The 22,533-nt window shown below is 50.9% G+C and carries 13 protein-coding genes and 1 pseudogene; 11 read left to right on the top strand and 3 right to left on the bottom strand.

What is annotated here, in order from left to right; genetic code table 11:
- Positions 1-182: 182 nt before the first annotated feature.
- The 5 genes from AB1L42_RS01680 (at position 183) to AB1L42_RS01660 (ending at position 9,712) form a co-directional block, all read left to right on the top strand.
- Complete coding sequence (locus tag AB1L42_RS01680) at positions 183-2,636, top strand: CSLREA domain-containing protein (protein ID WP_367050487.1); 2,454 nt, start codon at positions 183-185, stop codon at positions 2,634-2,636.
- A 177-nt stretch (positions 2,637-2,813) separates the two neighbouring features.
- Positions 2,814-5,630: a protein kinase gene (locus AB1L42_RS01675; protein WP_367050485.1), complete on the top strand. Its 2,817-nt coding sequence runs from the start codon at positions 2,814-2,816 to the stop codon at positions 5,628-5,630.
- Positions 5,631-6,247: 617 nt separating this feature from the next.
- The gene (locus AB1L42_RS01670; protein ID WP_367050483.1) at positions 6,248-7,450 is read left to right on the top strand and encodes an exo-alpha-sialidase; all 1,203 of its coding nucleotides are present in this window, start codon (positions 6,248-6,250) and stop codon (positions 7,448-7,450) included.
- Positions 7,451-7,820: 370 nt separating this feature from the next.
- Entirely contained in the window at positions 7,821-9,119 is a 1,299-nt protein-coding gene (locus AB1L42_RS01665) for a hypothetical protein (protein WP_367050481.1), read from the top strand.
- Positions 9,120-9,250: 131 nt separating this feature from the next.
- A complete protein-coding gene (locus tag AB1L42_RS01660) occupies positions 9,251-9,712 on the top strand; it encodes a type III secretion system chaperone (RefSeq protein WP_367050479.1) in 462 nt (153 codons plus the stop codon).
- A gap of 58 nt (positions 9,713-9,770) precedes the next feature.
- Here AB1L42_RS01660 and AB1L42_RS01655 read toward each other — a convergent pair whose 3' ends face one another.
- Both AB1L42_RS01655 and AB1L42_RS01650 read right to left on the bottom strand, forming a co-directional pair.
- On the bottom strand, positions 9,771-11,480 hold the full coding sequence (locus AB1L42_RS01655; RefSeq protein ID WP_367050477.1) for a hypothetical protein: 1,710 nt from the start codon (positions 11,478-11,480) through the stop codon (positions 9,771-9,773).
- A 191-nt stretch (positions 11,481-11,671) separates the two neighbouring features.
- Complete coding sequence (locus AB1L42_RS01650; RefSeq protein ID WP_367050475.1) at positions 11,672-13,546, bottom strand: multiheme c-type cytochrome; 1,875 nt, start codon at positions 13,544-13,546, stop codon at positions 11,672-11,674.
- 516 nt (positions 13,547-14,062) lie between these two features.
- Here AB1L42_RS01650 and AB1L42_RS01645 point away from each other — a divergent pair.
- The gene (locus AB1L42_RS01645) at positions 14,063-15,286 is read left to right on the top strand and encodes an FAD-binding oxidoreductase (protein ID WP_367050473.1); all 1,224 of its coding nucleotides are present in this window, start codon (positions 14,063-14,065) and stop codon (positions 15,284-15,286) included.
- Positions 15,287-15,351: 65 nt separating this feature from the next.
- Positions 15,352-16,512 (top strand): multiheme c-type cytochrome, encoded by a 1,161-nt coding sequence (locus AB1L42_RS01640; RefSeq protein WP_367050471.1) that lies wholly within the window; start codon positions 15,352-15,354, stop codon positions 16,510-16,512.
- A 145-nt stretch (positions 16,513-16,657) separates the two neighbouring features.
- Here AB1L42_RS01640 and AB1L42_RS01635 read toward each other — a convergent pair whose 3' ends face one another.
- The gene (locus tag AB1L42_RS01635; RefSeq protein ID WP_367051721.1) at positions 16,658-16,783 is read right to left on the bottom strand and encodes a hypothetical protein; all 126 of its coding nucleotides are present in this window, start codon (positions 16,781-16,783) and stop codon (positions 16,658-16,660) included.
- Between the two features lie 9 nt (positions 16,784-16,792).
- Between AB1L42_RS01635 and AB1L42_RS01630 the strand changes: the two are divergent.
- From AB1L42_RS01630 to AB1L42_RS01615, 4 genes and pseudogenes are all read left to right on the top strand, one after another.
- Positions 16,793-17,713 (top strand): annotated as a pseudogene (locus tag AB1L42_RS01630) (multiheme c-type cytochrome); the annotation flags it as partial.
- Positions 17,714-17,747: 34 nt separating this feature from the next.
- Complete coding sequence (locus AB1L42_RS01625; protein WP_367050469.1) at positions 17,748-19,469, top strand: cyclic nucleotide-binding domain-containing protein; 1,722 nt, start codon at positions 17,748-17,750, stop codon at positions 19,467-19,469.
- On the top strand, positions 19,466-20,293 hold the full coding sequence (locus AB1L42_RS01620; protein WP_367050467.1) for a hypothetical protein: 828 nt from the start codon (positions 19,466-19,468) through the stop codon (positions 20,291-20,293). The genes AB1L42_RS01625 and AB1L42_RS01620 overlap by 4 nt, the downstream gene beginning before the upstream one ends.
- An 868-nt stretch (positions 20,294-21,161) precedes the next feature.
- The gene (locus AB1L42_RS01615) at positions 21,162-22,298 is read left to right on the top strand and encodes a hypothetical protein (RefSeq protein ID WP_367050465.1); all 1,137 of its coding nucleotides are present in this window, start codon (positions 21,162-21,164) and stop codon (positions 22,296-22,298) included.
- Positions 22,299-22,533: the final 235 nt, after the last annotated feature.

Below are 22,533 nucleotides of genomic sequence, written 5' to 3'. Positions count from 1 at the left end.
TGGAACCGCGTGGGGGGAGTTTGGGATCGGTGGCGGATTACATCTGAAGAATGCCCCACTTGAGGTTGTTGCCCTGCAGTTTTTTGGAGGGCGCAACTCCGTCCCCGATCCCGCCTTCCCCTCGTTTTTACAAACGACTTCGTACGGATCCCATTCTGTTTTCCCTGTTGCGAGACATATTTATGATTTCCCTTTCACGATCAGGCTTTCAACTCCTCAACGTTTTTCTGGGCTCGCGCCGACGGCGCCGTGGATCGATTTCTCGAACGGAAACGTTTGAAGATCGCGTGATGCTCACGACATTCACCGTCAATACAGACCTTGATGTGGTCGACTCGAACGACGGACTGACTTCCCTTCGTGAAGCTGTGACAGCTGCCAACGAGTCAGAGGGAGCAGACGATATTGTCTTCGATGGGGTCGACAATCTGGTCCTGTTGAACGGCGATCTTGTGATCACAGAGGATCTGGTTATCGATGGTGGCATTTCCGGAGTCTCGATCGACGCTGCCGGGAACAGTCGGATCTTCACGATTGAAACAACCGACGAGGTGACTCTGGCTGGGCTCGAATTGACGGGGGGAGATGCTGAGGATGGTGGAGCGATCTACAACAATGGCAGTCGACTGGGGATTCTCGATTCTGTTCTGACAGGAAATACTGCTTCGGGAACCGCTGGGAGTGGCGGTGCGATCTTCAACCTGTCTGGAACGGTTTTCATCGCGAACTCCGTGATCAGCTCGAACTCTGCTGTTCGTGCGGGCGGCGGAATTGAAGACCAGTCGAATGAAGCGGACGCAGTGACCCTGGTTGATGTCAATCTCGACAACAACGATGCACTGGGCGGAACGGCTCCGGGGAATGGAGGAGGATTGCACATCACAGGATCGGGTGGAGTCTTCATCAGCGGAGGCACCGTCAATGGGAACTTTGCTGCCCGTGAAGGTGGCGGATTGTGGAACGGCACTGGGCTGATGACGATCGAAGGCACGGAGATCGACGGCAACGTCGCATCGGGTGCTGCCGCCGATGATGGTGGTGGAGGGATCTTCAACAATGGTGGGGCGGTGGAAATCCTCAATTCATCGATTACCAACAACGTCGCAGATGGGGCAGCAGGGAGTGGAGGAGGTATCCTCAATGTCATTGGCGGAACCATTTCAGCCAATGAGTCACTTATCAGTTTCAACACGGCAGTTCGAGCCGGCGGTGGGATTGAGGATCAATCCAATTCACAAGACGCAATCGCTTTGACTGACGTCAACCTGGACAACAACGGCGTTGGTAGCGCACCTGGAAACGGCGGTGGCTTGCACGTCACCGGGTCAGGAAACGTTTCAATCAAAGGTGGAACCGTCAATGGAAACTTTGCTGCGCGCGAAGGTGGTGGACTTTGGAATGGCACCGGGCTGATGTCGATTTACGGAACTGAAATCGATGGCAACATTGCGTCTGGTGACGCTGCCGATGATGGAGGAGGCGGCATCTTCAACAACGGTGGGACCGTGAGCATCACGAAGTCCTCAATCACCAACAATTTGGCTGATGGGGTATCCGGAAGCGGTGGCGGAATCTTCTCGACTGATGGTGAGGTGACCGTTACGAAGTCAACGATTTCGGGGAATGATGCTGTTCGCGCTGGTGGGGGAATCGAAATTGTCGACGGTCAACTGACGTTTGAGCGCAGCTGGCTGACAGACAACTCCGTCTCGAGCAACCCAGGAAATGGTGGTGGACTGCACGTAACCGGAATTGCCGACGTACTGATTAATCGCAGCGATGTTGTCGGCAACTTTGCTTCCAGCGAGGGAGGCGGATTGTGGAACCAGGTTGGCAGCACGATGACGGTTTACAACTCTAAAGTTGAAGGCAATATCGCCTCAGGAAACAGCGCGGACAACGGCGGTGGTGGAATCTTCAATAACGGCGGAACCCTGAACGTCGTCAAATCGACGGTTGCTTACAACGTTGCGAATGGAACGTCTGGCAGCGGCGGCGGAATCTTCTCAACCGATGGAGCGGTCTCCATTGAACGATCATCGATTAAGTCAAATGACGCGAATCGCGCTGGCGGCGGAATCGAAGTGATCGATGGTGATGTCGAAATCAACAAGAGCTCGCTCCAGGGAAATCGTGCACTCGGAAATCCGGGTAACGGTGGAGCATTTCACGCGACTGGTTCAGCCGACGTGTTGATTGAGAAAACCAAAGTGGTTGACAACTTCGCTGAGAATGAGGGTGGTGGTTTGTGGGCTCAGAATGGCGGCAACATGACTGTCATCAAGTCAAAGATTGATGGAAACTGGACCAACGGAGACGGTGGAGGCGTGTTCGTGAACGGAGGAGTGGTCAGCATCATTCAATCGAAGATTATGCGGAACTACGCTCAGGACAACGGCGGCGGCCTCTTCGTTCGTGATGGTGGGGATGTCGAAGTTTCAAAGACTAAGATCCAACGGAATGTGGCTGTCGACGGCAGAGGCGGCGGAGTCTTCAACGATGGTGATCTGACCCTGGAACGATCGAAGATTAAGAGGAATGATGCAAGCGGTCGTTCGGACGATCTGTTTGAAGGTCTGAATGGAGACACGGATGTTGATCGTCGCAGCAAGATTGGAGTATTCGGAAGCTTCTAACGGAACGGCTCATTGCTGATCCAATCAGGCTGAGCACTGATCTTTATTCCCGATATTTGAACCCAACCGGAGTCCTGCGACCTGCATTGCAGGCTCCGGTTGTTTTTTCTCTCCACAGCTCATGATAATCGATTCTTAATAAGTTTGGTCTCAAGACTCGACGAAAGCCAACATGCTGTGAGTAGCTCAAATCCACAACACGATTCCGAGGTTGAACTCGATCCGGCTCCAAGCTGGTACGACGAGTGCGAATTCGAGTCGACTGCTGTGCAAGCGCTGCGGACCGGACACGTCGGAAATCCTACTCCCACAACGGGACCGCTGGAGGGGCAGTTTCTCGGAGACTACCAACTCATCGAACGAGTTGGCGTTGGTGGAATGGGGTCTGTTTACCGTGCTGTTCATGGGAAATCGGGGCAAACATTTGCCGTCAAAGTTATCAATATTCATCTGATGGCCCGACCGGAACGTGTGGCTCGATTTCTTAAAGAAGCCAGACTGCTGGGCGAAGTGAAGAGTCCCTACGTCACTCGAATGGTTGAGGTGAACGAGGATCAGGGCATTCACTACATCGTTATGGAGTTTGTGTCGGGGAACAGTCTATCCTGGCACTTAAAACATTCCGGTCCCCTGCCTGAGCGGACAGCGTTGCTGATTGCCTCGCAGATCTGTTCTGGACTATCAGACCTCCACACACGCAAGATCATTCATCGCGATGTCAAACCTGGCAACGTCATGATTATGTCGGATCGTCTCGACCAACTTACCGACAAGGATCAAAATGTATCTGTGAAGCTGACTGATCTGGGTACCGCTCGCCAAATGATTGCCTCTGAAGATCATGATTTAACGACGTCTCAGGTGCTCGTTGGAACGCCATACTATATGGCCCCAGAGCAGTCGCGAAGTCAGTCAGAGGTCACTCCTGCAGCAGACATTTATTCACTCGGAGCTGTGCTGTATCACATGGTCAGCGGACGTCCTCCGTTCGAATCGGACGATCTCATCGATCTCATCGATCTGATCGACTTGCACCGACGCGTTGATCCACCTCCGCTGACGATGGGTGATTCCAAGGTCAGTGAAGGCTTCAGCCAATTGGTCATGAAGGCCATGTCGAAGCGGCCGGAGCACAGGTACGTCGACGCGAGCGACATGCTCGAAGATGTTAATTTACTGTTGCGAGGAGAGCCGATCAGAATCGGGACTTTCCCGCGACTTCCGCTCCGTGATCTGCGGATCGCGATGTGCTACGAAATCTCCTGCAAATTGAAATCGTCACCTTCCCAACTGTGGCGATATATTTCAGATACTCCGCGAATCAACCGCGCCGTGGGGCTCCCGCCCGTCGAGTTTTCTTCGAGCGTCGCTCAAAATGGAGACGTCACTCAGGTTGGAAACGTCCGTTTCGCCGGGTTCAAGATGTCATGGATCGAACATCCATTCGAGTGGATCGAAAACCACCGGATGTCGATTTTGCGAGAGTTCGCACACGGACCTTTTGACTGGATCTACAGCGACGTAGAATTGAGGCCCGCAGCTGGCACTGGAACAGAGTTGCGGCAAAGAATTCATGTCCAGCCGAACGGCGTCGCTGGGAGAGTTCTCGCCTGGATTCAAGTTGGATGGATTACAAGACGAGCCTTTTCTGCGGTGTACAATCGCATCGATGGCTTTCTTGAGAATCGTCGTCGAAGTTGCTCTGTCGCGGATGCGTTTGAATCCGCACCTCGATTGTCCCGACGTTCAAAAATCTCGCTGGACCAAGCGATTCTGAAATTGTCAGAGCGTCCGATCAGTCGAGAACTTGTCTTCAAACTTGCTGACTTTCTGGAGCAGGCTACCGACCCGGAAATTGCCCGAATTCGTCCATTGGATCTTGCCGAGTCGTGGGGCTATCCGGAGGACGAGTTGATTGATGTCTGTCTGTACGCAGCACACGACGGTTTGCTCGACTTACAGTGGGAAATCCACTGCCCTCATTGCCGCGTTCCAGTTGCTCGTCGTGATTCCTTGGAGCACGTCGAAGACTCTGGGCGTTGCGAAGTCTGTGATGCCGAGTTTCCCACCGACTTGGCTCATCGGGTTGAAATGAATTTCTCAGTGAATTCCGAAATTCGAACAGCGGACTTTCGCTCTTACTGCCTTGGTGGCCCTGCCCACTCGCCGCATATCGTCGTTCAACTTCGCCTCATTGCTGGTGAGAAAGCTGAAGTCCCTCTCCAATTGAAGTCCGGAGAATATTCGCTTCGCATTCGACAGACGTCCCAAAACGTCGATATCTCCGTGCGAGAGACTTGTCGAGAGTCTCACCTGGAACTCGCACTTACAAACAGCTTCAAAGACGACATTCGGATTCTCTCTGCAGGTGAGCAACTCTTGACGATTGAGAATCAATTCGAGCGTGATGTGCAGGTCCGACTTGAGCGAAGACTCAGGCAACATCGGTCGATCAGTGCGATCGAAGCAACAGGATTTCCGCTGTTTCGACAGTTGTTTCCAAGACAGGTCGTCGGTATCGACCGGCCCGCGACAATTCCAGATCTGACTTTCATGATCTTCGAGTTCTCCTCCGATGATGAGTCCTCAGATGACTTGGCACAGGCAGAACGCACTCAGGAATCGTTTCGACGATTCGAAAGTGACGTGCGCGAATTCGGTGCCAAAGTCCTCAAAACGATGGGCCAGCGGGGACTCGCTACCTTTCCGGACTCTTTCGCGGCTATCACAGCTGCTCTCCAGCTGAATCCGACGAAATGCGGAATTTCACGAGTAGTTATTCACCGCGGCGACGTCACGATTGCGACGATTAACGGTCAATTGGATTTCTTCGGAGGCAGCGTCAAGCTGGCGAATGAATCATTGGATTCTGCTGGACACGGCGAATGCCTGATCAGCGACGCAATTCATCGAGACGAAGTCATGAAATCAGTGAGACTCACTTCGAAAGCCGTTGAGTCAACAGCGTCTGGTCACGTGCTTCGACTCTCTTGAATGGCGAGATGATATGTTTACGAAGTGATTCTTGAGAATCAATTTTCTTGGTCCAGGGATCGAGCTAGTTACGCGGCAGCACGAGAGGAAGATGGCAAATCTGCAACCGCTCGCCATGGTGATTGCTTTGAGTCAGGAATGTTGCTGACATACTGGGAACTGTCCCTGCATGTAATTTACGGGGCCAATTTGGAGGGCTTGTCTGGTCATTCAAAGAGCGGAGCGAACGATCAAGACAAAGCAAGACTTCACTGTGCAGTATCGCCGTCAATGCCCTACCCCAGCAGCACGATTCGGACTTGAAGAGTTTTGCACGAAGGAGTGTCTGATAGAGTATTGGAGACGGCACTGATGGAAAAACCGGGTGTTTTCTGTAAGACTTGGAACGAATGGATCAAAAGGGCATGATTTCGAAGTGTCACAATACTCGATTGAGTTTTTGTGTCGTGCAAAATCGCAAGGTCCGTTTTGAAACCAGAAGCTTTTCACAACGGAACCGTGGGGATTAACGCTCTAAACCAACATGAGACCTAAACCTCTTTCGGAAGCCCCGCACTGAGCAATCACATACCACTATAAACGAACTCCAAAGTTTCATGAGACAAGAACGGACGACTATGTACATCGATAACTTTGGAAAGCTCCTTTTAGTCTCTGTGCTGATGCTCAATTCTGAGGTTGCGGAATCGCTGGCCCAAGCTCCGCTGGCTGTTGAACGTTCAGTGATTGCTCATGGCAACGAGAAGTGGGACTGGCTGCAGGTACGAACTGGATATGCGGACAGGACGCCACCCATTTGTTTGACAACGATGTCTCTCACTGGAAAAGAGAAGACGCATGACTTTCACGATATCTTTTTGTCTGTCAGCACCGACCATGGAGAGAATTGGTCAAAGCCGCGGGCGATTCCGTCGCTGCGGAGGACCAAACTCGACGACGGGTATGAGATCTCTGCAGGTGATCTTTGGCCAAAGTGGCATGCTGCGACAGACAAGTTCTTGATCACAGGGAAAACATTTGATTTTGAAGACGGGACTCGTGAGGACCGGGTGAAGACCAAGGTTTCTTACGCAGTGATTGACCCGGAGACGCTGGAGTGTGGACCGCTAAAATTCCTTGAACTTCCCGACACTGACCATGAAGGTCGTCCCTTACGTGCTGCCAATGCCGGTTGTAACCAGCGTGTCGATCTGGCGAACGGTGACGTCCTTCTCCCCATTCGCTACCTGAAGGATGTGACAAAACGCAACATGACAACAACTGTCGTTCGCTGTCGATTTGATGGGACAACACTGACCTATCTTGAACATGGAAGTGAACATTCCCTTCCGACTGGACGAGGATTGTATGAACCGTCTGCAGTTCAGTTAGGTGATCAATTCTTTCTCACCATGCGTGCGGATGACGGTGCTTATGTCTCGAAGAGCCGAGACGGATTGGATTATACGGACCATATTCCGTGGACGTTTGACGATGGAACTCTGCTTGGAAGTTACAACACTCAACAGCATTGGGTTACGCTGGAAGATCGGCTGTTTCTGGTCTACACACGCAAAGGGGCCGACAACGACCACATTATGCGACATCGTGCTCCGCTCTTTATTGCAGAAGGCGACCCCGAAGAGTTGCACGTAATCCGTTCAACCGAACAAGTCCTTGTTCCTGAGAACGACGCCACTCTTGGCAACTCTGGTGTCTGCCAAGTCAGTGAGAATGAAGCTTGGGTAACGGTCGGAGAAGGTCGGGTTAGCAGAGGAAAACGATCTGGCGAATTCAACAAAGTCATCCTGGCCAAGATTCGTGTCGACGACAGCGAGTGATCTCAACTGGAAAGCAGATCGACCAGGACTGAGGTCTTCTTAACCGATTTCACCGGTGGAGGTGGAAGAAGAAGCTTGCCGTCAAGGAAATCGTCTTAGTATCGACGCTCGGCATGTAAAAGATCCCGCCGCGAAGTGCGATGCCGGGGATCACTCTCCTTAAAATCTGTACGAATTCCGATCTGCACACGCAAGAAATGCAGCTGGTGTTCGTTCCTGATAGATAAATCGAAAGAAGAATTCGATCCCGACGAGAGACGCAGTGAAATCTCACTGACGATCTAGCAATTCGTCTGTATCGATGAACTCTACGTTTTCTCAGGTCCACAGGGCTCACTCATGATCGGCCCGTTTTCGGGAGGCTGCTGCAATGGTGCAATCTACTGTCGATTCAGCATCGAACAATCGAATTGAGATCAATCTGCAAAGCGTTGACGACTTTCGGGATTCAATGTCAACCGTTGACAGTGTCTTCGGAAAAGACGCCAAAATTGTTTTCTGCGAAGACGAAGGGAAAGTCTTCGCCAAGAAGCTTAGTTGGCCTCGTTGGCCGCGGTTTCACTACTGCAATGATCGGGTCGGAGCAAGACTTGGCGACCTGTTGGGAGAGGAAGGCGAGAAGCTTGCGGATAAGATGAACTCCACATTTCTGTGCTGTTTCAGAATCAAGAACAGCCTCAAGGTGAGCGAATTCGGTAGTGCCGTCGACAACTATAACTTTCAAAGAATCAGTCATGAGAAACATGACACCGCTGGCTTAACGGATGGCGTTGGACTAGGTGAGACGCTGGTAACTTCGAATGGGGATTCCTCGATTGATGTCCGGAATCGGACCTATTCTTCATCAGTTGAAACTCGGGACGAGACCCAAGAGACACCGAAGCCCTCAACAACTGAGGTCGATGAAAACGCACCTGAGGAGAGTAATCTAAATCGTAAGGGGTCGCTCTCGGAGTCTTTGAGTGAGTCCGGGACAGTCGTGAAAAAAGAATCGATCGTCGAAGATGACTCGGATCTTGATAAGCCGCTAGGACTTTATGTTCCGGACGAAACGCCACTCCCGAAACTTCAATTGAATCTGGATGGCATCGGCAATGGTTTGAGTCGACGTGAAGAATATTCAAACTCGGTTGAGAAACTTGGAAAATCACTTGTTGGGTTGGAAAGCACTCCACAGCAAACAGTCAGTGATCTCGCGGACGCTGTCGAAAAATGTGAGCGGATGAAAGAGATTGACTCGCAGTTCTTCAATCGTCGTGAGAGCGATGGAACGTTTCTCCAACAACTTTCCGAGATCGGAGCGTCTCATTCAGACAGTATACAAGAACAATTGTCTGACGAGGGGCAGAAAAGTTCGCCTCTCCCACAGATCATTCGGTGTGTCGAAGGTCTCAGAGCTTACTTACCTGAGGAGCATACCGAGTTGGAAGACGCTTCTCAGATTATGACGTGTGTCAATAACTCGGCGGTCCTGGCTGCTGGTTTCATGTGCAACCAGAAACTTGAGAACACGGTCGATCGCCTGAAAAACGATGTGAGAACACTTGTCGACCAGCAAAAGAACCAGGCGCCAGCGGAGTCGATCGACGAACTGGCAGACCGTCTTCAAGTCGATAAGACCTACCTGTCCACCGTCATTGATAAGCTCAATGTTGATTGGAAAGTCTGACCTTCGACTTAAGATTGTGGTGGCCAGTTCACCCGCAACTCTTCTTTCTCGCTTTGAAGTTCTGGAACAGCATCGGTGAATCCGGTGCCGACTTCTTGCCTGTTTCAATTTCGTACATGTAGTAACACGTTATGAACCGCAGAGAAAATATTACTTGCCGCCTTCGAGAGGTGGGTCAATTCTTGGAATATGTCACTTTCGTGATTCAGCGATCAGAGTCGGAATGGGTGATCGCATTCGATGACTACGACAAGATTTTTGTGCATTTCGAAGAACAACTGGGAATGCTCACGTTTCTGTCGGTGATTGGTGAACTTCCGGAGGATACGAGTCCCAAGCTACTTAAGCTTGCCCTGACACTCAACGGTGCGTGGTCTGAGACGGGAGGCGTCCAAATGGCGTTCGATGATCAGAATCGGTTGATTCAGATTCTAAGAGTTCCAGAACACGTCGATGAGCAAACCTGTCTTCAGATCGTCGAAGATCAGCGTGACAAGTCGAAGGTGTGGAAAGAACTGATTGATACCCACTTCAACGACGTTGCCCTCGGGGACGGCGAGAAGCAGACCAAGGATGCTTTCATTCAAGTCTGACGACCGAGAACACTATCTCGATACGTGGACATCGACTTCGAATTCCGATCTCAGCGATTTAGAATTTAGCCAGGAGTTCAATTCGTGCTCCAGGTGTCCAGTGTTGGCCGACCTGCTTCGAAGCAAAGCCGTCGATCACCAAGATCCAGTGTTGGTCCAATGCTTTTTGATAGCGTGTTCCGAATCCGAATTCAGCTGCGACATTGTTCGTCGGTTGGCGTCCACCGACTTCGAAGATGATCTGCTGCTTCGTGTGATCGAAGAAGAGTTGATACCCAAGGCTGCCTCCAACAACATCGCTCGCTTGATTGCTCAAAGGTGCTCCAAACCGTCCCAGCCCAGGAGCGGCGAAGAGGATTCCTGTCTGCCCGAGTGGACCTCCCGCGAGTGTGCCTCGCATTGGCGAAGTGAATTGATCAATCGCCCAGAACCCATTGAGATAAATTAAATCGACAGTATGGTGTGGCGTCCACGAGGTTTGAGAGAAAAGTAAGACTCCGCGACCGGATGCAGACGTTTCTCCGTCAGTTGGTATCGAACCCAACACATGAACAGAAGTGTTATATGTGTTGTGGAATCCATGGAGCCGTTGAATCGCACTCAGGCCAAACGCTAACTGGCTGCCAAACGACGATTGCGAATGTAGGTACGCGATGTCCGCATTGATCGTCGACAGAGCAAAGTCACTTTCCGTAAATAGTCCGACTAACTGTGCGTCAGAATCGAGCTGATTGTTGTTTCGGTGGATTTCGTCCCAGACATAAACACCAGTCATTCGCAGATTCAGAAGACGGTTGCCGGAGATGGTATTCCGCGTGGCTGTCACAGCGTCAACTCGATCTTCGTTGATGAGTAGTCCCTGCTGGAAGGACATTGGCTGCCGACCGACTGAGAATCCGATGTCGAAACGATGACGATCGTGGGGATCAAGACGAGGGAAAAGTTCCCCGAAATCGCCTTCGAAGAACAACGTTTGAATATCGGCATTCCATCCGTCTATGACCTTCCCATCCTGAAAGTCATAAGACAAGAATCGACGACCGGAACTCGTTTCTTCATCAACTGGTCGCAGGCCAAGTAACACACGTTCGGTTCCGGACAAATTCAACTGAGCAAACAAATCGAGTCGCTGCGCGATCTCAACGACATCTGAAGATTCGGTACGTTCAAGGTAGTTGAATCCGGTTCGATAAGTACCGAAAACCCACAGTGATGGTCGCCAGACGGCTCCCGTTGGCAACTCAATGCCTTGATTCAGTTGCCCGGGCGCGAGGAAACTCTCGTTCAACTCGATGAGTAGATTGGGGCGTTCCGGAATCTCTTGCAAGCCGATTGGGTAAGAGACCAGCTCCGTGTGAACGGTATCATGTTCGCTGCAGGTGACGGTCTCACTGAGTTTCGCCAGTGGTTTGTTGAACTTGGTTAAAAAGTCCGGGAACAGCTCAGCACAGTGAAGAAAGTGGGATTCGTCAGCAGGTTCCAAATCAGGAAGATATGGAACCCATTCCGCGTGATGCGTCTCGAATTGGCGATCGAAGAAAGTCTCTGCTTCGTCTGGGGCAACTTGACCATTCAGGTCAGACGAGAACAGTCCGGCTTCATTGGGTGTTGGTGAAATCTCAATGAGATGAACGGAATCAACGGTTGTCTCAGCATCCGAAGGGAATGGCTGTCGCCGGACCGGATTCACATTACTTTGACTTCGATCAGAGATCCGAACGCGACCTTCGGGGGCTCCGTTCGGTTGGAGATGACCGAGGTCTCTCATGTGAACAATCCCCGGCGCATACGAACTCGGCAAGTTATCGTTCGCCTGAATTCGCGCAGCGGAAACCGCAACCAGACACAATGCGAGGGCAGATTTGATTGATCTCCGTTTCGGCACACATGCCCTTTCAATCACTGAATGAACTTCATCATTCCAAATGGTTCAATGTACGGCCAACTGTTCTTGCCGGGTTACTTGACTACTTTAGTCCGTTCATAAAGTACAAGATGTCCAGCAACCACTGCGTTCGCGACCTCTCGAGCACTCATCCCATAGTCGAAGCCAACGCTGGAGATTTCGTGAATCAGATTGACCGGCACCATTCCAGCGATCAATTGAACTCGAATTGAAAGCGGACCTGATCGATTGGGAACGGAGTACTCTGCATATCGATGTCCACCGACTTCGATGTTTTGTTTCTGCTTTCGTGCACTTGTTGGACGTCCGAGAACCGTAAACGGGCGAGTCTCCGGGCGGAGATAGGGGAGCGGATCGAGTGAGTATGGAATGTTTAAGACCTGTTCGCGTTCGCCTCCTCTGACATTGCGAGTGATGAAACGAGACTGCAGAGAGAACAGGTGGCGATCAAGCGGGACTTCTCCATTGTGAACGTAGAGGGAGTGGCTGTCGCGCAGGTCTCCGTTCGGGTCGAGATCGCCAGACTGAAAAATCAGGCAGCCATTGGAGTCCCAGACTTGGGTGCGAACATAAACGAGTCTCTCAGCGTCGAAGCCGGTCGGTACTCCATGTCCGTCAGTAATGTTGCTGACTGGAACACGGAATTTGAAATCTTTCCCAAAGCGTCTTACGACTTCGATCTCTCCCAAATGGTATCCGGCGCGCAATAATTGGTGTCGCTGCAAGTCCGCTTCTCGCAGCAGTTTCTTCTGATCGTCGAGGATCCTCCGTGCCCGCCGGCGACGGTTAGAATCTTTCCATTCAAGTGGGAAGATGTTGTCGTCCTGGACTTTGGCTTCAAACTCGTCTTGGCCCCAACCTTCGCGGTCGTTGAACATCAACCACTCCTCAAGTGTCGCCAATCCTGTTTCCCCAGAGTGGTCCCCAGGTTCGCGAACAGCTTCGATGTTGTGAGGAAATATTCCGGGATGAACGATCGAATAATCCGGTCCGACCATCATGTGGTTGGTGTGCTTGCGTGAGGGGGTTGGGCGGTTTCCAACGATGGCTGCCGGGGCACAGTCGTAGCCCTCAGCTTTCCCGGGAGTTTTCCCCATGTGGCAGTCTTGGCAGTTTTTTCCGCAGTCCGCAGCTGGGGAGTGTTTAAACTCGCTGAACGCGTCTTCAAGTCGAAATCCGTTTGGTGCGAAGACATCGTGGCAACTCCCGCAAAAACTTGATGTTGTCATCTCGAAGAAACGGACAGACTCTCGATGGATCTTGCGCGACGGGAGTGAGGTGTCCGAAGTCGTCGACAATGCTCCGTACTCGTCCATGTGCGAAAGAACTTGTTGCAGAATGTCACTTCCACGCGGACCATACACGGCATGTGTGACATCGCCTGGGACAAGTGCCTGACGCCCTGCCCCCTTTCCCCAAGCCTGGTTGACACGATGGCAGCTGATGCAAGTCACTCCTTCCCGTGCTGCGGTATGGCGATAAAGGTTGCTCATGTTGATCGGTTCGTTGAGAGCCATTCCAACTGGCGTATGACAGCGAATGCAGAAGTCGCCCAACGTCCCGTTGGTTAGTTCAATCAGCTTGTTTGACATTGCATTAAACACAGGACTGAGCTGTGCATACGCATGCGGAGAGACCGACCATTCGCGGAAATGCTGTGGATGGCATTTCGCGCACGCCTTCGCTGATGGATACGGATCGCAGCGAAACAACTCTGAGTGGGCGCAGTCGACTGCTTGATTGAGCACCTGAGAATGATCAGCGACAGAAACTAAGTCTGCCTCTTCGAGCGACTGACTGCTCCAACGTGCGTTCTCTGCTGCGACATCTTGAGCGCGTGCGATATCTACTGTCGCGAATACGGCAAGAGCGACGAGCGCCAACGTAAACAAGCGGCCGTTGAGTTTATGTAAGAGTATCGATCGCACAGTTCGTTCAGAGCCTCCCTGCTCGTGACGCTATCATGTCGGCCGCAAATGTTGCTTAGGTCCATTCACTGCACGTTGGTGCGACCGACTCACTGCCAAACATTTGCTTCTTCAGGCGACGAAAATTCTGTTCTTCGTGTACAGAAAAACTGACAGACGAAGCTGAGATCGCAATTCGGTGGAAGATGCGACGCGTATTTTGAGAAATTTTACCGACAGGCAAAACCTGCCAGAGGATTGAACTTGCAAGGCTTCGGCAGTGACCTCTTCGAATCAGCTTCGGCAAGCGAAATGAACTGTTTCAGATCGCTGATCCGATTTGCAAAAAACGCGAGTCAATGGTGTTTCTCAACATCAGAAATTCGCTTTCGTCAAACAAATCCAAATGTTCTTTCAACGATTGAAAAGCTGACAAAACGTTGTTGAACACTGCGTTTTTTGGGCGTTCATGGACATACATCTGAGCTGAAGTTTGTTGAGTCAGCTCAACAAGATGAGACTACTGAAGGTCATCCAATGCTCATTCTCAGCATACTTATGAGTGCGACGGCGATTGCGAAAATCACCAGTTTGGTCTGGCAAGCGAGGTCCAAGAACGCTCTCAACCTTCCTGGTCGAACTCATGCGATTCAGGAGGCACTCAAAGGTGACTCGCCAATGGAAAAGTCTATCGCGTGGATGGGCTTCCGCACATTTATCGTCAGCAAGCGAGTTCAAGAGTCTGAGAACGTCATCTCTTTGCACCTAGTACCACAGGATGGAAAAGCCCTGCCAATGTTTGAGCCTGGGCAGTACATCATGCTGAGACTGCATATCCCGGGACACAAGAAATCTGTGAAGCGGTGTTACTCGCTCTCTGCGAGCCCTTCTTCTGAATTCTATCGGATCACCTTGAAGGTTCTTCCGGATGGATTGGCAACGACTTTCATTCAAGAACAGATTCACGTTGGAGCGACTTTGGATGTCTCTGCGCCAAGCGGGAAGTTTGTCGCGTCGACTTCAACCGAAAAGCCGTTGGTCCTCATAGCAGGCGGGATTGGAATCACGCCGTTCTTGAGCATGGCAGATAGGATAAAAAACGAACCAGATCGAAAGGCAGTACTTGTCTATTCCATGAAAAATGGTCGCGAGCATGTTGCTAGACAGGAACTTCGAAAGCTGGAGAGACTTTGCCCAAATCTCAAAGTCCTTACGATTTACACTGCGCCTGATCGGACGGATTCGCTCGGAGTCGACTACGACGGCAGCGAGAGAATCAGTATTGCTTCGGTGTCCCGGTGGGTCGATCCCGCTGGCTCAGAATTCATGATCTGTGGGTCATTGGCGATGACACAATCTCTCAGCGAGCAACTTAAAGAATTCAATGTGCCTGACGAAATGATCCACATTGAAGGGTTTGGAAATCGACAGCGTCCGCCTTCGTCTCAGCCGGAATTAGATTCGGTGAACAATCCTCCGGAAACAGCGTCTGCAACAAGCACAGGTGGCAAAACCGTCACGTTCCAACGATCGAAGAAGACTGTGCTGTGGAATTCACAAGCTGATTCACTGTTAGATCTCGCAGAAAGGAACAGCGTCGAATTGGAGTCGGTCTGCCGGTCTGGCGATTGTGGTGCATGTCGAGTCGGAATTTTGAAAGGCTGTGTAAGGTACGACGATGAGATGCGTTCTGAGAGTCTCGACAACTCCTGTCTGCCGTGTATCGCCAAACCGGTCGGTGATCTTGTGCTGAACGCATAACTGTATCTGACTCATAGTTTCGAACGAGTCAGAACTCATCGGTTTGGATTGAATGAGATCGTCCCATGCGAATCCTCGATGAGTCGCTTCATCACCCGTTCCGGTCACTCACGATCGTACTGATCTACGTGATGTTATTTTCAGTCGTCTGCGATGCACAAACGCTTCCCACTGAAAACTCTGAAGAGTCTATGCTTGCGGAATGGGTACGGACGATCGGAGTGAGTCGAGGTGACTGCAAGAAGTGCCATCCATCAGAAGTTGCGGCTTGGATGAAATCGACACATTTCCGTTCTGCCGACTTGAGGCTGTTCGCGAAAGATGCAAATACGCAGAAGTATGTTGCCGCGCTGAATATCGATCATCAGGAACTTGCCACGACATCGGTGTGTGCATCATGTCATGGGACGCAGGCGATTCGCCGAGACCAAGTTGTGGTGCTTGGCGGGATTTCATGCGAGAAGTGTCACGGTCCTGCGGGCGGAGAAAACGGCTGGCTGAATCGCCATCAGTCTTACGATGCTGATCGCGTCATTCCTCGCACATTAGAAACAGCAGAGCATCGTGCAGAGCGTCTGAAAGAATGTAATAAAGCGGGGATGATTCGCTCCGACAACTTGTACGACTTGGCAAAAGCCTGTTATCGCTGTCATCTTGTAAACAACGAAGACTTAGTGGCTGCCGGTCATAGACTTGCTAGTGCGTTCGACTTCGTCTCATGGTCAGACGGCGAAGTTCGACATAACTTTTTCATGAATCGCGACGTCAACGCCGACGCTCCAAGTCTTTGGTTGGAGACGACGGGTAATTCTGTTCAGAACCGTCGTCGATTGAAGTTTGTCGTTGGAGCCCTCGTTCAACTCGAGATGGGATTGAGAGCTCGAGCGGCGACCACGAATCCGGTATTGGTCCCTCAGATTGGCGGCATGATTGCCGCAGCCAACGGAAAAGTCTCGCAGATCAGCGGAGTTGCACCCACAGCTGACTTGGCTGAAGTGACGTCTGCTGTGAATTCCTTAATGGCAACCCTATTCGTTCCGTTACCCGATGACGCACAGAAGTACTCACTTGTCGCAGACGACATTTCAAAAGTGACGAAGCAATTCCTCAAGGATCATGACGGATCAGAACTATCGGGAGTCGATGCTTTGTTGGTCCTATTGCAGCCACACTATTCACAACATTTCATAGATAGGTACCGCTCTGCCGGCGATGGTGTGAAGTAATCTGAGTTCTCTTGTAATGACTCGCAGATTGTGTGGTGAATTGCGTTCCAGCTGTACAACTAATTTGGGGATTAAAATAGTGCCTGATCACAAGCTCATAATCCACTTTCGGACCGTTTTCTTATTCTTTACATTCGCATTGGCTCTATCGAACCTGAATGTCTTCGCTGACGAGATCTTGTGCGATCCGATGCAAGTTGTCGGCGTCGAGGAAGCGAATTGCGCGAAGTGTCATCCTTCCGAGTTTGAGCAGTGGCAGAAGACCACTCATTTCCGCTCTGTTGATCGTCTCAAATACTCTGGGAATTCAAAAAAGTACGTCGATGCACTTAGAATTGACCCTCAAACTCTCATGTCAACGTCTGTCTGCGCAGACTGTCATGGGACCAAATCAATTGTCGATTCCAATCCAGTGGTGGTCTCAGGTGTCTCGTGCGAATCTTGTCATGGCGGAGCGAAGGACTGGCTGAAGCCGCACGGAGAATATTTCAACGGCCAAACCTTCAGCACACTCGCCAACCTTCGCTCAGACCGCAAAAAAGAGACGGAAGAACATCGAGTTCAGCGGATTGAGCAATCTAAGAGTGCCGGAATGATCCGCTCTGAGATGCTCGTTGAACTCGGTCAAAACTGTCTTGGTTGCCATCTTATCAACAATGAAATACTCGTTCTGGCTGGGCACAAATCTGCGAGCGCATTCGAACTGTCGTCTTGGTCAAGTGGTGAGATTCGGCACAATTTCTTGCTGGATCCGGAAACAAATGCTCTCGCTCCGAGCCTTTGGATGGAAACGCACCATTCAACGCCTGCGGCCCGAAATCGAATGAAATTCGTGGTCGGGGCAATGGCTCAACTCGCTGCGACATTCGAGCAGCGATCCAATGCAACGAATACGGCCTACATCCCGCAAGTTGGGGGAGCCATTGCTGCCCAAAACGGAAAACTGGCACAGATCAATGCACTGAGTGGAACACCGGAAACTCAGGCAGCATCAGCTCTCGTCACACCAATGCTGGGAACGCTGTTCATCGCAGGTCCGACCGACAAATCGCAATATCACTCTGCATCCGAGCAAGTCTCCGAACTCACTCGATCGTTCGCGGAGCAACACGACGGACACGCAATGCAGACTTTGGACACACTTCTCAACTTGCTCCGTCCGCACTACTCGGCAAAGTACTCTGAAAGTCTTTCCAACTAGTCATCAATAAGTTGGGTACAACGGATTAATCGTCATGCCGCAGGTTCATGCTTCCTCGAGGCCTAAGCGTTGGGATCACCCGTTTTGCAATGAACTATCCGGCGCAGGCGGAATCGATCCCTCATGCATTCTGAGAATTCTTCAGTTTGAGCCGTTCTGTAATATGGACGAAGCTGGATTTCGAAAATCTCTGTCTCTACGCGACATTCTGAGCAACGATACTCGAATCCAAAGATACGAACCGGGCGATCTGGTTGTTCGAAGCGGAGATTGGGGTAACTCAGCTTTTTTTGTTTTAAGCGGTCAACTTCGAGCAGAGATTGAACGTCCCGGGCGATCTCTGCCTCCTGAGACACTCGGTCGAAAGCAACCGGTCCATAAAACGTTTCTTTCATCCATCGCTCGCTTATGGAACAAGCCAGAGTATGGTGACTCTCCATCGCCGGAGGTACAAATCTCTTCGCGGCAACATGGGAGTCAAACTCGTACTTTCATCCAAGATCTGCCAACGGTTCTTGATGAATATAGAACGTCGATTCTGTCTCCGGGCCAGTGGTTTGGTGAGCTCTCTGCGCTCGGTCGAACTCCTAGAACGACGACAGTCTTTGCAGAAGAGCCTGCTAAACTACTTGAGATTCGCTGGCAGGGACTTCGGGATTTAATGCGGTTTGATAAGAATGCCGCCGTCAAAACACAAATTGAAGATGCTTTCCGCGAACACGGTTTAAACGAGTTCCTAAGAAATAATCCGATGTTTCATGATCTCGATGAGAACGAGCTTGAAGCGCTTGCAACTCAGGTCGAGTTTCGCACCTACGGCGAATACGACTCACCAAAGCCTTTCAAGGAACTGGCTCGCGAGGGCTACGAAAACAATTTCGAGACCGAAGCTCTGATCTTCGAAGAGGGACACTATCCAAATCAGGCATTGATCGTCCGCAGCGGGCTCGCACGTATGACTGTGAGGCACTATCACGGACATCGCACGATTGGATATCTGACTGCTGGGCAATCTTTCGGGCTCGAAGAAATTGTTGAGGGAGCTGGTCGGGAGCTTGCAGTCCCATACCGGTCGTCATTGCGGGCAATTAGCTTCCTGAGTGCAGTTCTCATTCCGACCAATGCAGTTGAAAGGATTGTTTCGCAACGTCCATCGGAAAAGAATCTAAAATGCACTACCAGTAGCGGAAAACTAGATAAGTGCTCGAAGTCGAATGGCGTTCCAGAGAATTTGATTAACTTCTTTGTCAAAAATCATTACGTACAAGGGACGGCAACAATGGTCATTGACCTTGACCGTTGTGTCCGTTGTGATGACTGTGTTCGAGCTTGTGCCGCGACGCATGACGATGTCCCTCGATTTGTTCGGCATGGACCGATCTACCAAAACTACATGATGGCCAACGCTTGCCTGCACTGCCTTGACCCGGTTTGCATGGTGGAATGTCCAACAGGGGCGATTCATCGACATCTTGAAAATGGTCACATCGTTATCAATGAAGAGACGTGCATCGGCTGTGCTCAATGTGCCAATAACTGTCCGTTCGATGCGATTCGAATGGTTCCGCTGACAGATCAAAGTGGTCGAGTCATTGTCGACCAAAAATCGTCATCTCCACTCAAACAAGCGACGAAGTGCGATCTTTGCGCCGACCAATCGGGGGGCCCAGCATGTCAAGCTGCCTGTTCCCACGATGCCCTCTACCGCGTCGAAATGAGTGACTTTCGACAGCTGGAGAAGAGGTTCAAGCAATGATGCCCCTCGCTTCTCGAAGAATTTGCTCGTTACTCATTTGCTTCGTCGTCATCATTGGAGTGTTCATCGTCGACGAAGTTGCCGTCGCTGCGCATGTGCACACCGCGTTTCTATCAGGTTGGGTGCTCTTTGCGATGATCGTCGTCCTCGCTGCTTACGGACTCCGTAAGAGCAACTTGTTTTTGCGAGTTTCCAGTCGCTACATCGGGACATCATCCGGTTGGCTGCAAGTTCACATTTACCTCGGCCTGTGCACTGCGTTTGTGTTCGGAATTCACACTCGTTTTCGCATTCCTGATGGGGTTGTGGAAACAACTCTTGCTTCGCTTTACGTTGCGACCTTTTCCAGCGGAGTGATCGGGCTGCTGATGACGCGTTGGTTTCCTAAACGACTGGCTAACCGACGAGAGGAGGTCATTTTCGAAAGGATCGCAGGCTATCGGCATCGGCTTAATCAAGAAGTCATAGATATTGTTCGCGAAGATAGCACTCATTCTCAAGAGTCTGCTTTCCTCGATTTGTACACTGATTTGTTGCAGAACTTCTTCGAGAAGCCACGAAATCTGCTGTGGCATCTTGTCGATTCCCAACGTCCTGTTGCTTTATTGTGCAACCGCGTCGGCGAGTATCGTTCGTACCTTTCTGAAGAAGAGTCGCCTCGCCTCAATCGAATTCTGGAACTCATCCGCGTCAAGAACGAGCTTGACAATCATTACACCTTGCAAGGGGCACTCAAGCTCTGGTTGTTCATCCATATTCCCTTGGCCTGGGGATTAGTGGTTCTGGCAGTCTTTCACGCGCTGCTTGTTCTGGCCTTTACATAGCAAACGCTCTTCATTTTTTTTCGACGCTCATCGTAATCCATTGATGTCCAAACCGCTTCAAAAATTTGGCTGGAAGTTCAGCAATTATGAACATCCTTCGCATGATTGGGTCTGTGGAAGGCTCTGTGAAGGAAAACCATGCGAAGTTGGTCCGAGTCAGACTGGACGATGCGGTGGTTTAGCTACGTCTTCAAGAGAAAAACGGGACTCAAATGGGAACTGCACATCGAATTTTGAAGCATGCAAACCGAGACGCAGCCTGAGATACACCAGGAAGCTGATCACGATTTCGTTTGTCGCACTTTGTCTTGCTGGATGCCTCTTTCTCTGGAGTGGGGAGTCAAGTGACGCCATCTCGCCCGGGGCTCTTAGCGAAGCTCATCATTCCGCAGGGCTGAAGTGCTCGAATTGTCATGTCGCAGCCGATGGGGACTGGACAGCTTTTGTCACCGTTAAAAATCTCTCCAAATTCGATTCCATGCGTTGTCTCAAGTGTCATCAAGAACTCGGAGAGAGTGCTCTTCTCGCACATGGGTTAAGCGTCTCTGAGCGAGAAAAACTTGCACGGGATGTGAGTGATCAACGTCAGGATGTTCCGTGGATTACACTTTTCGCTTCAAATTCGCTCGATAAATCGAACAGCAGTGAGTTGTCCTGCAGTAGTTGTCACAGCGAACATCACGGGAGTTCACATGACTTGATGCAACTTTCGGACTCGCGATGTCAAACATGCCATTCGCTGCAGTTTCACAGCTTCGAGAAGGGACATCCTGAATTCTTTGACTATGGATTGAATGCAAGCAGCCGGTTGAATTTCAATCATGCGAACCACATTGATAGATACTTCCTTGATGATTCCAACCGTCTAATGCCAGGGGCAATTTCGCCGACGTCCTGTTCCGACTGCCATGTTCCAGATGGAAGCGGCGAGGCGATGCAAACTCTCGGTTTTGAGGCCATGTGCAAAGATTGTCATGGACGCAACATTGCGGATCGAGACTTTCCTGGAATCCCGTTCTTCACAATTGCGGATCAAGCTGGCAACCAGTCAATTTCAGAAGCGAGTTTCACTGAATTTCCAGCATTCATGAGAATGCTTTTCGCATCGGACCGCCGGCTTGAGAATGTGGATTCGCCAGACGGTGAGGTTGCGCGCGTTTACGGGGTGCGAGAGTTTCTCGACGATGTTTCGAGGAATGGTCAACGAGCAATTGATGACCAGCTTGGTGAAAGGTTTGCAGCCTTTGGGAGTTTTGAGCCGTCGATCGTCCCTAGTTTGATTGAAGCTAAGCATGTCTGGATGTCTTCAGCAGACCAAGATAGTGATCAGATCCAGGCGAGCAATGCGAACTCGGTGAAATACCAATCCCCACCGGTTTCGGAATTCGGCGGTGGATGGTATCTCGAGCACGATGATCAATCGGTCCGCTACCGACCGATTGGACATGCCGATCCGCTGGTTAAGAATTGGCTGGAGCTTCTTATTAGGCGATCAAATCAAAACACGCCGCTATCTGCCGACGATCCTATTTTGGAATTGACGACGCTTCTGGCGAATCCAACAGCTTCAGGAAATGAGCCGCTCATCGGACCAGTTTCATCCGGGCGATGCCTTTCGTGCCATGTCGTAGCACGAGATCAAAGTGGCCAATTAGCGATTGACTGGGGCTCGAATGGATCATCCACAAAACTCGGACTGACAAAGTTCGCGCACGCTCCGCACCTTATCACGTCCAACGAGACATCCTGTCTGAATTGTCACGTGCTGGATAGCCAAGACACGCTAATGCTTGGACAGCAGAAACAGGATTTTGCTTCGATCTGGAACGATTGTGAACAGGTGCAGCTTGGATGCTCCAGCGGATTGAAGGCGATCTCGAAGGCAACGTGTATCACATGTCACAACACCGCCTCCCGGTCTCAGCAGTGTGGGAAATGTCATAATTATCATGTACGCGATCTGCGAAGACTTCTGAACGCCAATGTCTTTCGAGCAGCCAAGTGACTGTCAGAAATTCTACAGAGAGCCGATCGCGTGCCCGCGTCGTGTTCTTGGAATTCGAACTGCGCATCATCAGAGCTTTAGCGTTGGGACGGCTGTTCGACACTCAGCTCTGCCTGAGAATTCGGAATAATTGTTACAACCGGATACTCGGTTGCGAGGTTTCAAAAGATTGGCTGCGCGAGTGTCGCTTTTGACTTCAAACTGCGTTCTTAGACACGGGAGACACCGCGTTTCA

The organism is Thalassoglobus sp. JC818 (assembly GCF_040717535.1).
GTDB lineage: Bacteria > Planctomycetota > Planctomycetia > Planctomycetales > Planctomycetaceae > Thalassoglobus.
This window is presented reverse-complemented; position numbering and strand designations above follow the sequence as displayed.

Excerpts from the sequence above, each read along its gene's own strand:
- AB1L42_RS01680 (WP_367050487.1), top strand. The coding sequence starts at position 183 with ATGATTTCCCTTTCACGATCAGGCTTTCAACTCCTCAACGTTTTTCTG.
- AB1L42_RS01670 (WP_367050483.1), top strand. The coding sequence starts at position 6,248 with ATGTACATCGATAACTTTGGAAAGCTCCTTTTAGTCTCTGTGCTGATG.
- AB1L42_RS01665 (WP_367050481.1), top strand. The coding sequence starts at position 7,821 with ATGGTGCAATCTACTGTCGATTCAGCATCGAACAATCGAATTGAGATC.
- AB1L42_RS01660 (WP_367050479.1), top strand. The coding sequence starts at position 9,251 with ATGAACCGCAGAGAAAATATTACTTGCCGCCTTCGAGAGGTGGGTCAA.
- AB1L42_RS01655 (WP_367050477.1), bottom strand. The coding sequence starts at position 11,480 with ATGAGAGACCTCGGTCATCTCCAACCGAACGGAGCCCCCGAAGGTCGC.
- AB1L42_RS01645 (WP_367050473.1), top strand. The coding sequence starts at position 14,063 with ATGCTCATTCTCAGCATACTTATGAGTGCGACGGCGATTGCGAAAATC.
- AB1L42_RS01640 (WP_367050471.1), top strand. The coding sequence starts at position 15,352 with ATGCGAATCCTCGATGAGTCGCTTCATCACCCGTTCCGGTCACTCACG.
- AB1L42_RS01635 (WP_367051721.1), bottom strand. The coding sequence starts at position 16,783 with ATGAGTGGTCTTCTGCCACTGCTCAAACTCGGAAGGATGACACTTCGC.
- AB1L42_RS01625 (WP_367050469.1), top strand. The coding sequence starts at position 17,748 with ATGCCGCAGGTTCATGCTTCCTCGAGGCCTAAGCGTTGGGATCACCCG.
- AB1L42_RS01620 (WP_367050467.1), top strand. The coding sequence starts at position 19,466 with ATGATGCCCCTCGCTTCTCGAAGAATTTGCTCGTTACTCATTTGCTTC.
- AB1L42_RS01615 (WP_367050465.1), top strand. The coding sequence starts at position 21,162 with ATGCCAGGGGCAATTTCGCCGACGTCCTGTTCCGACTGCCATGTTCCA.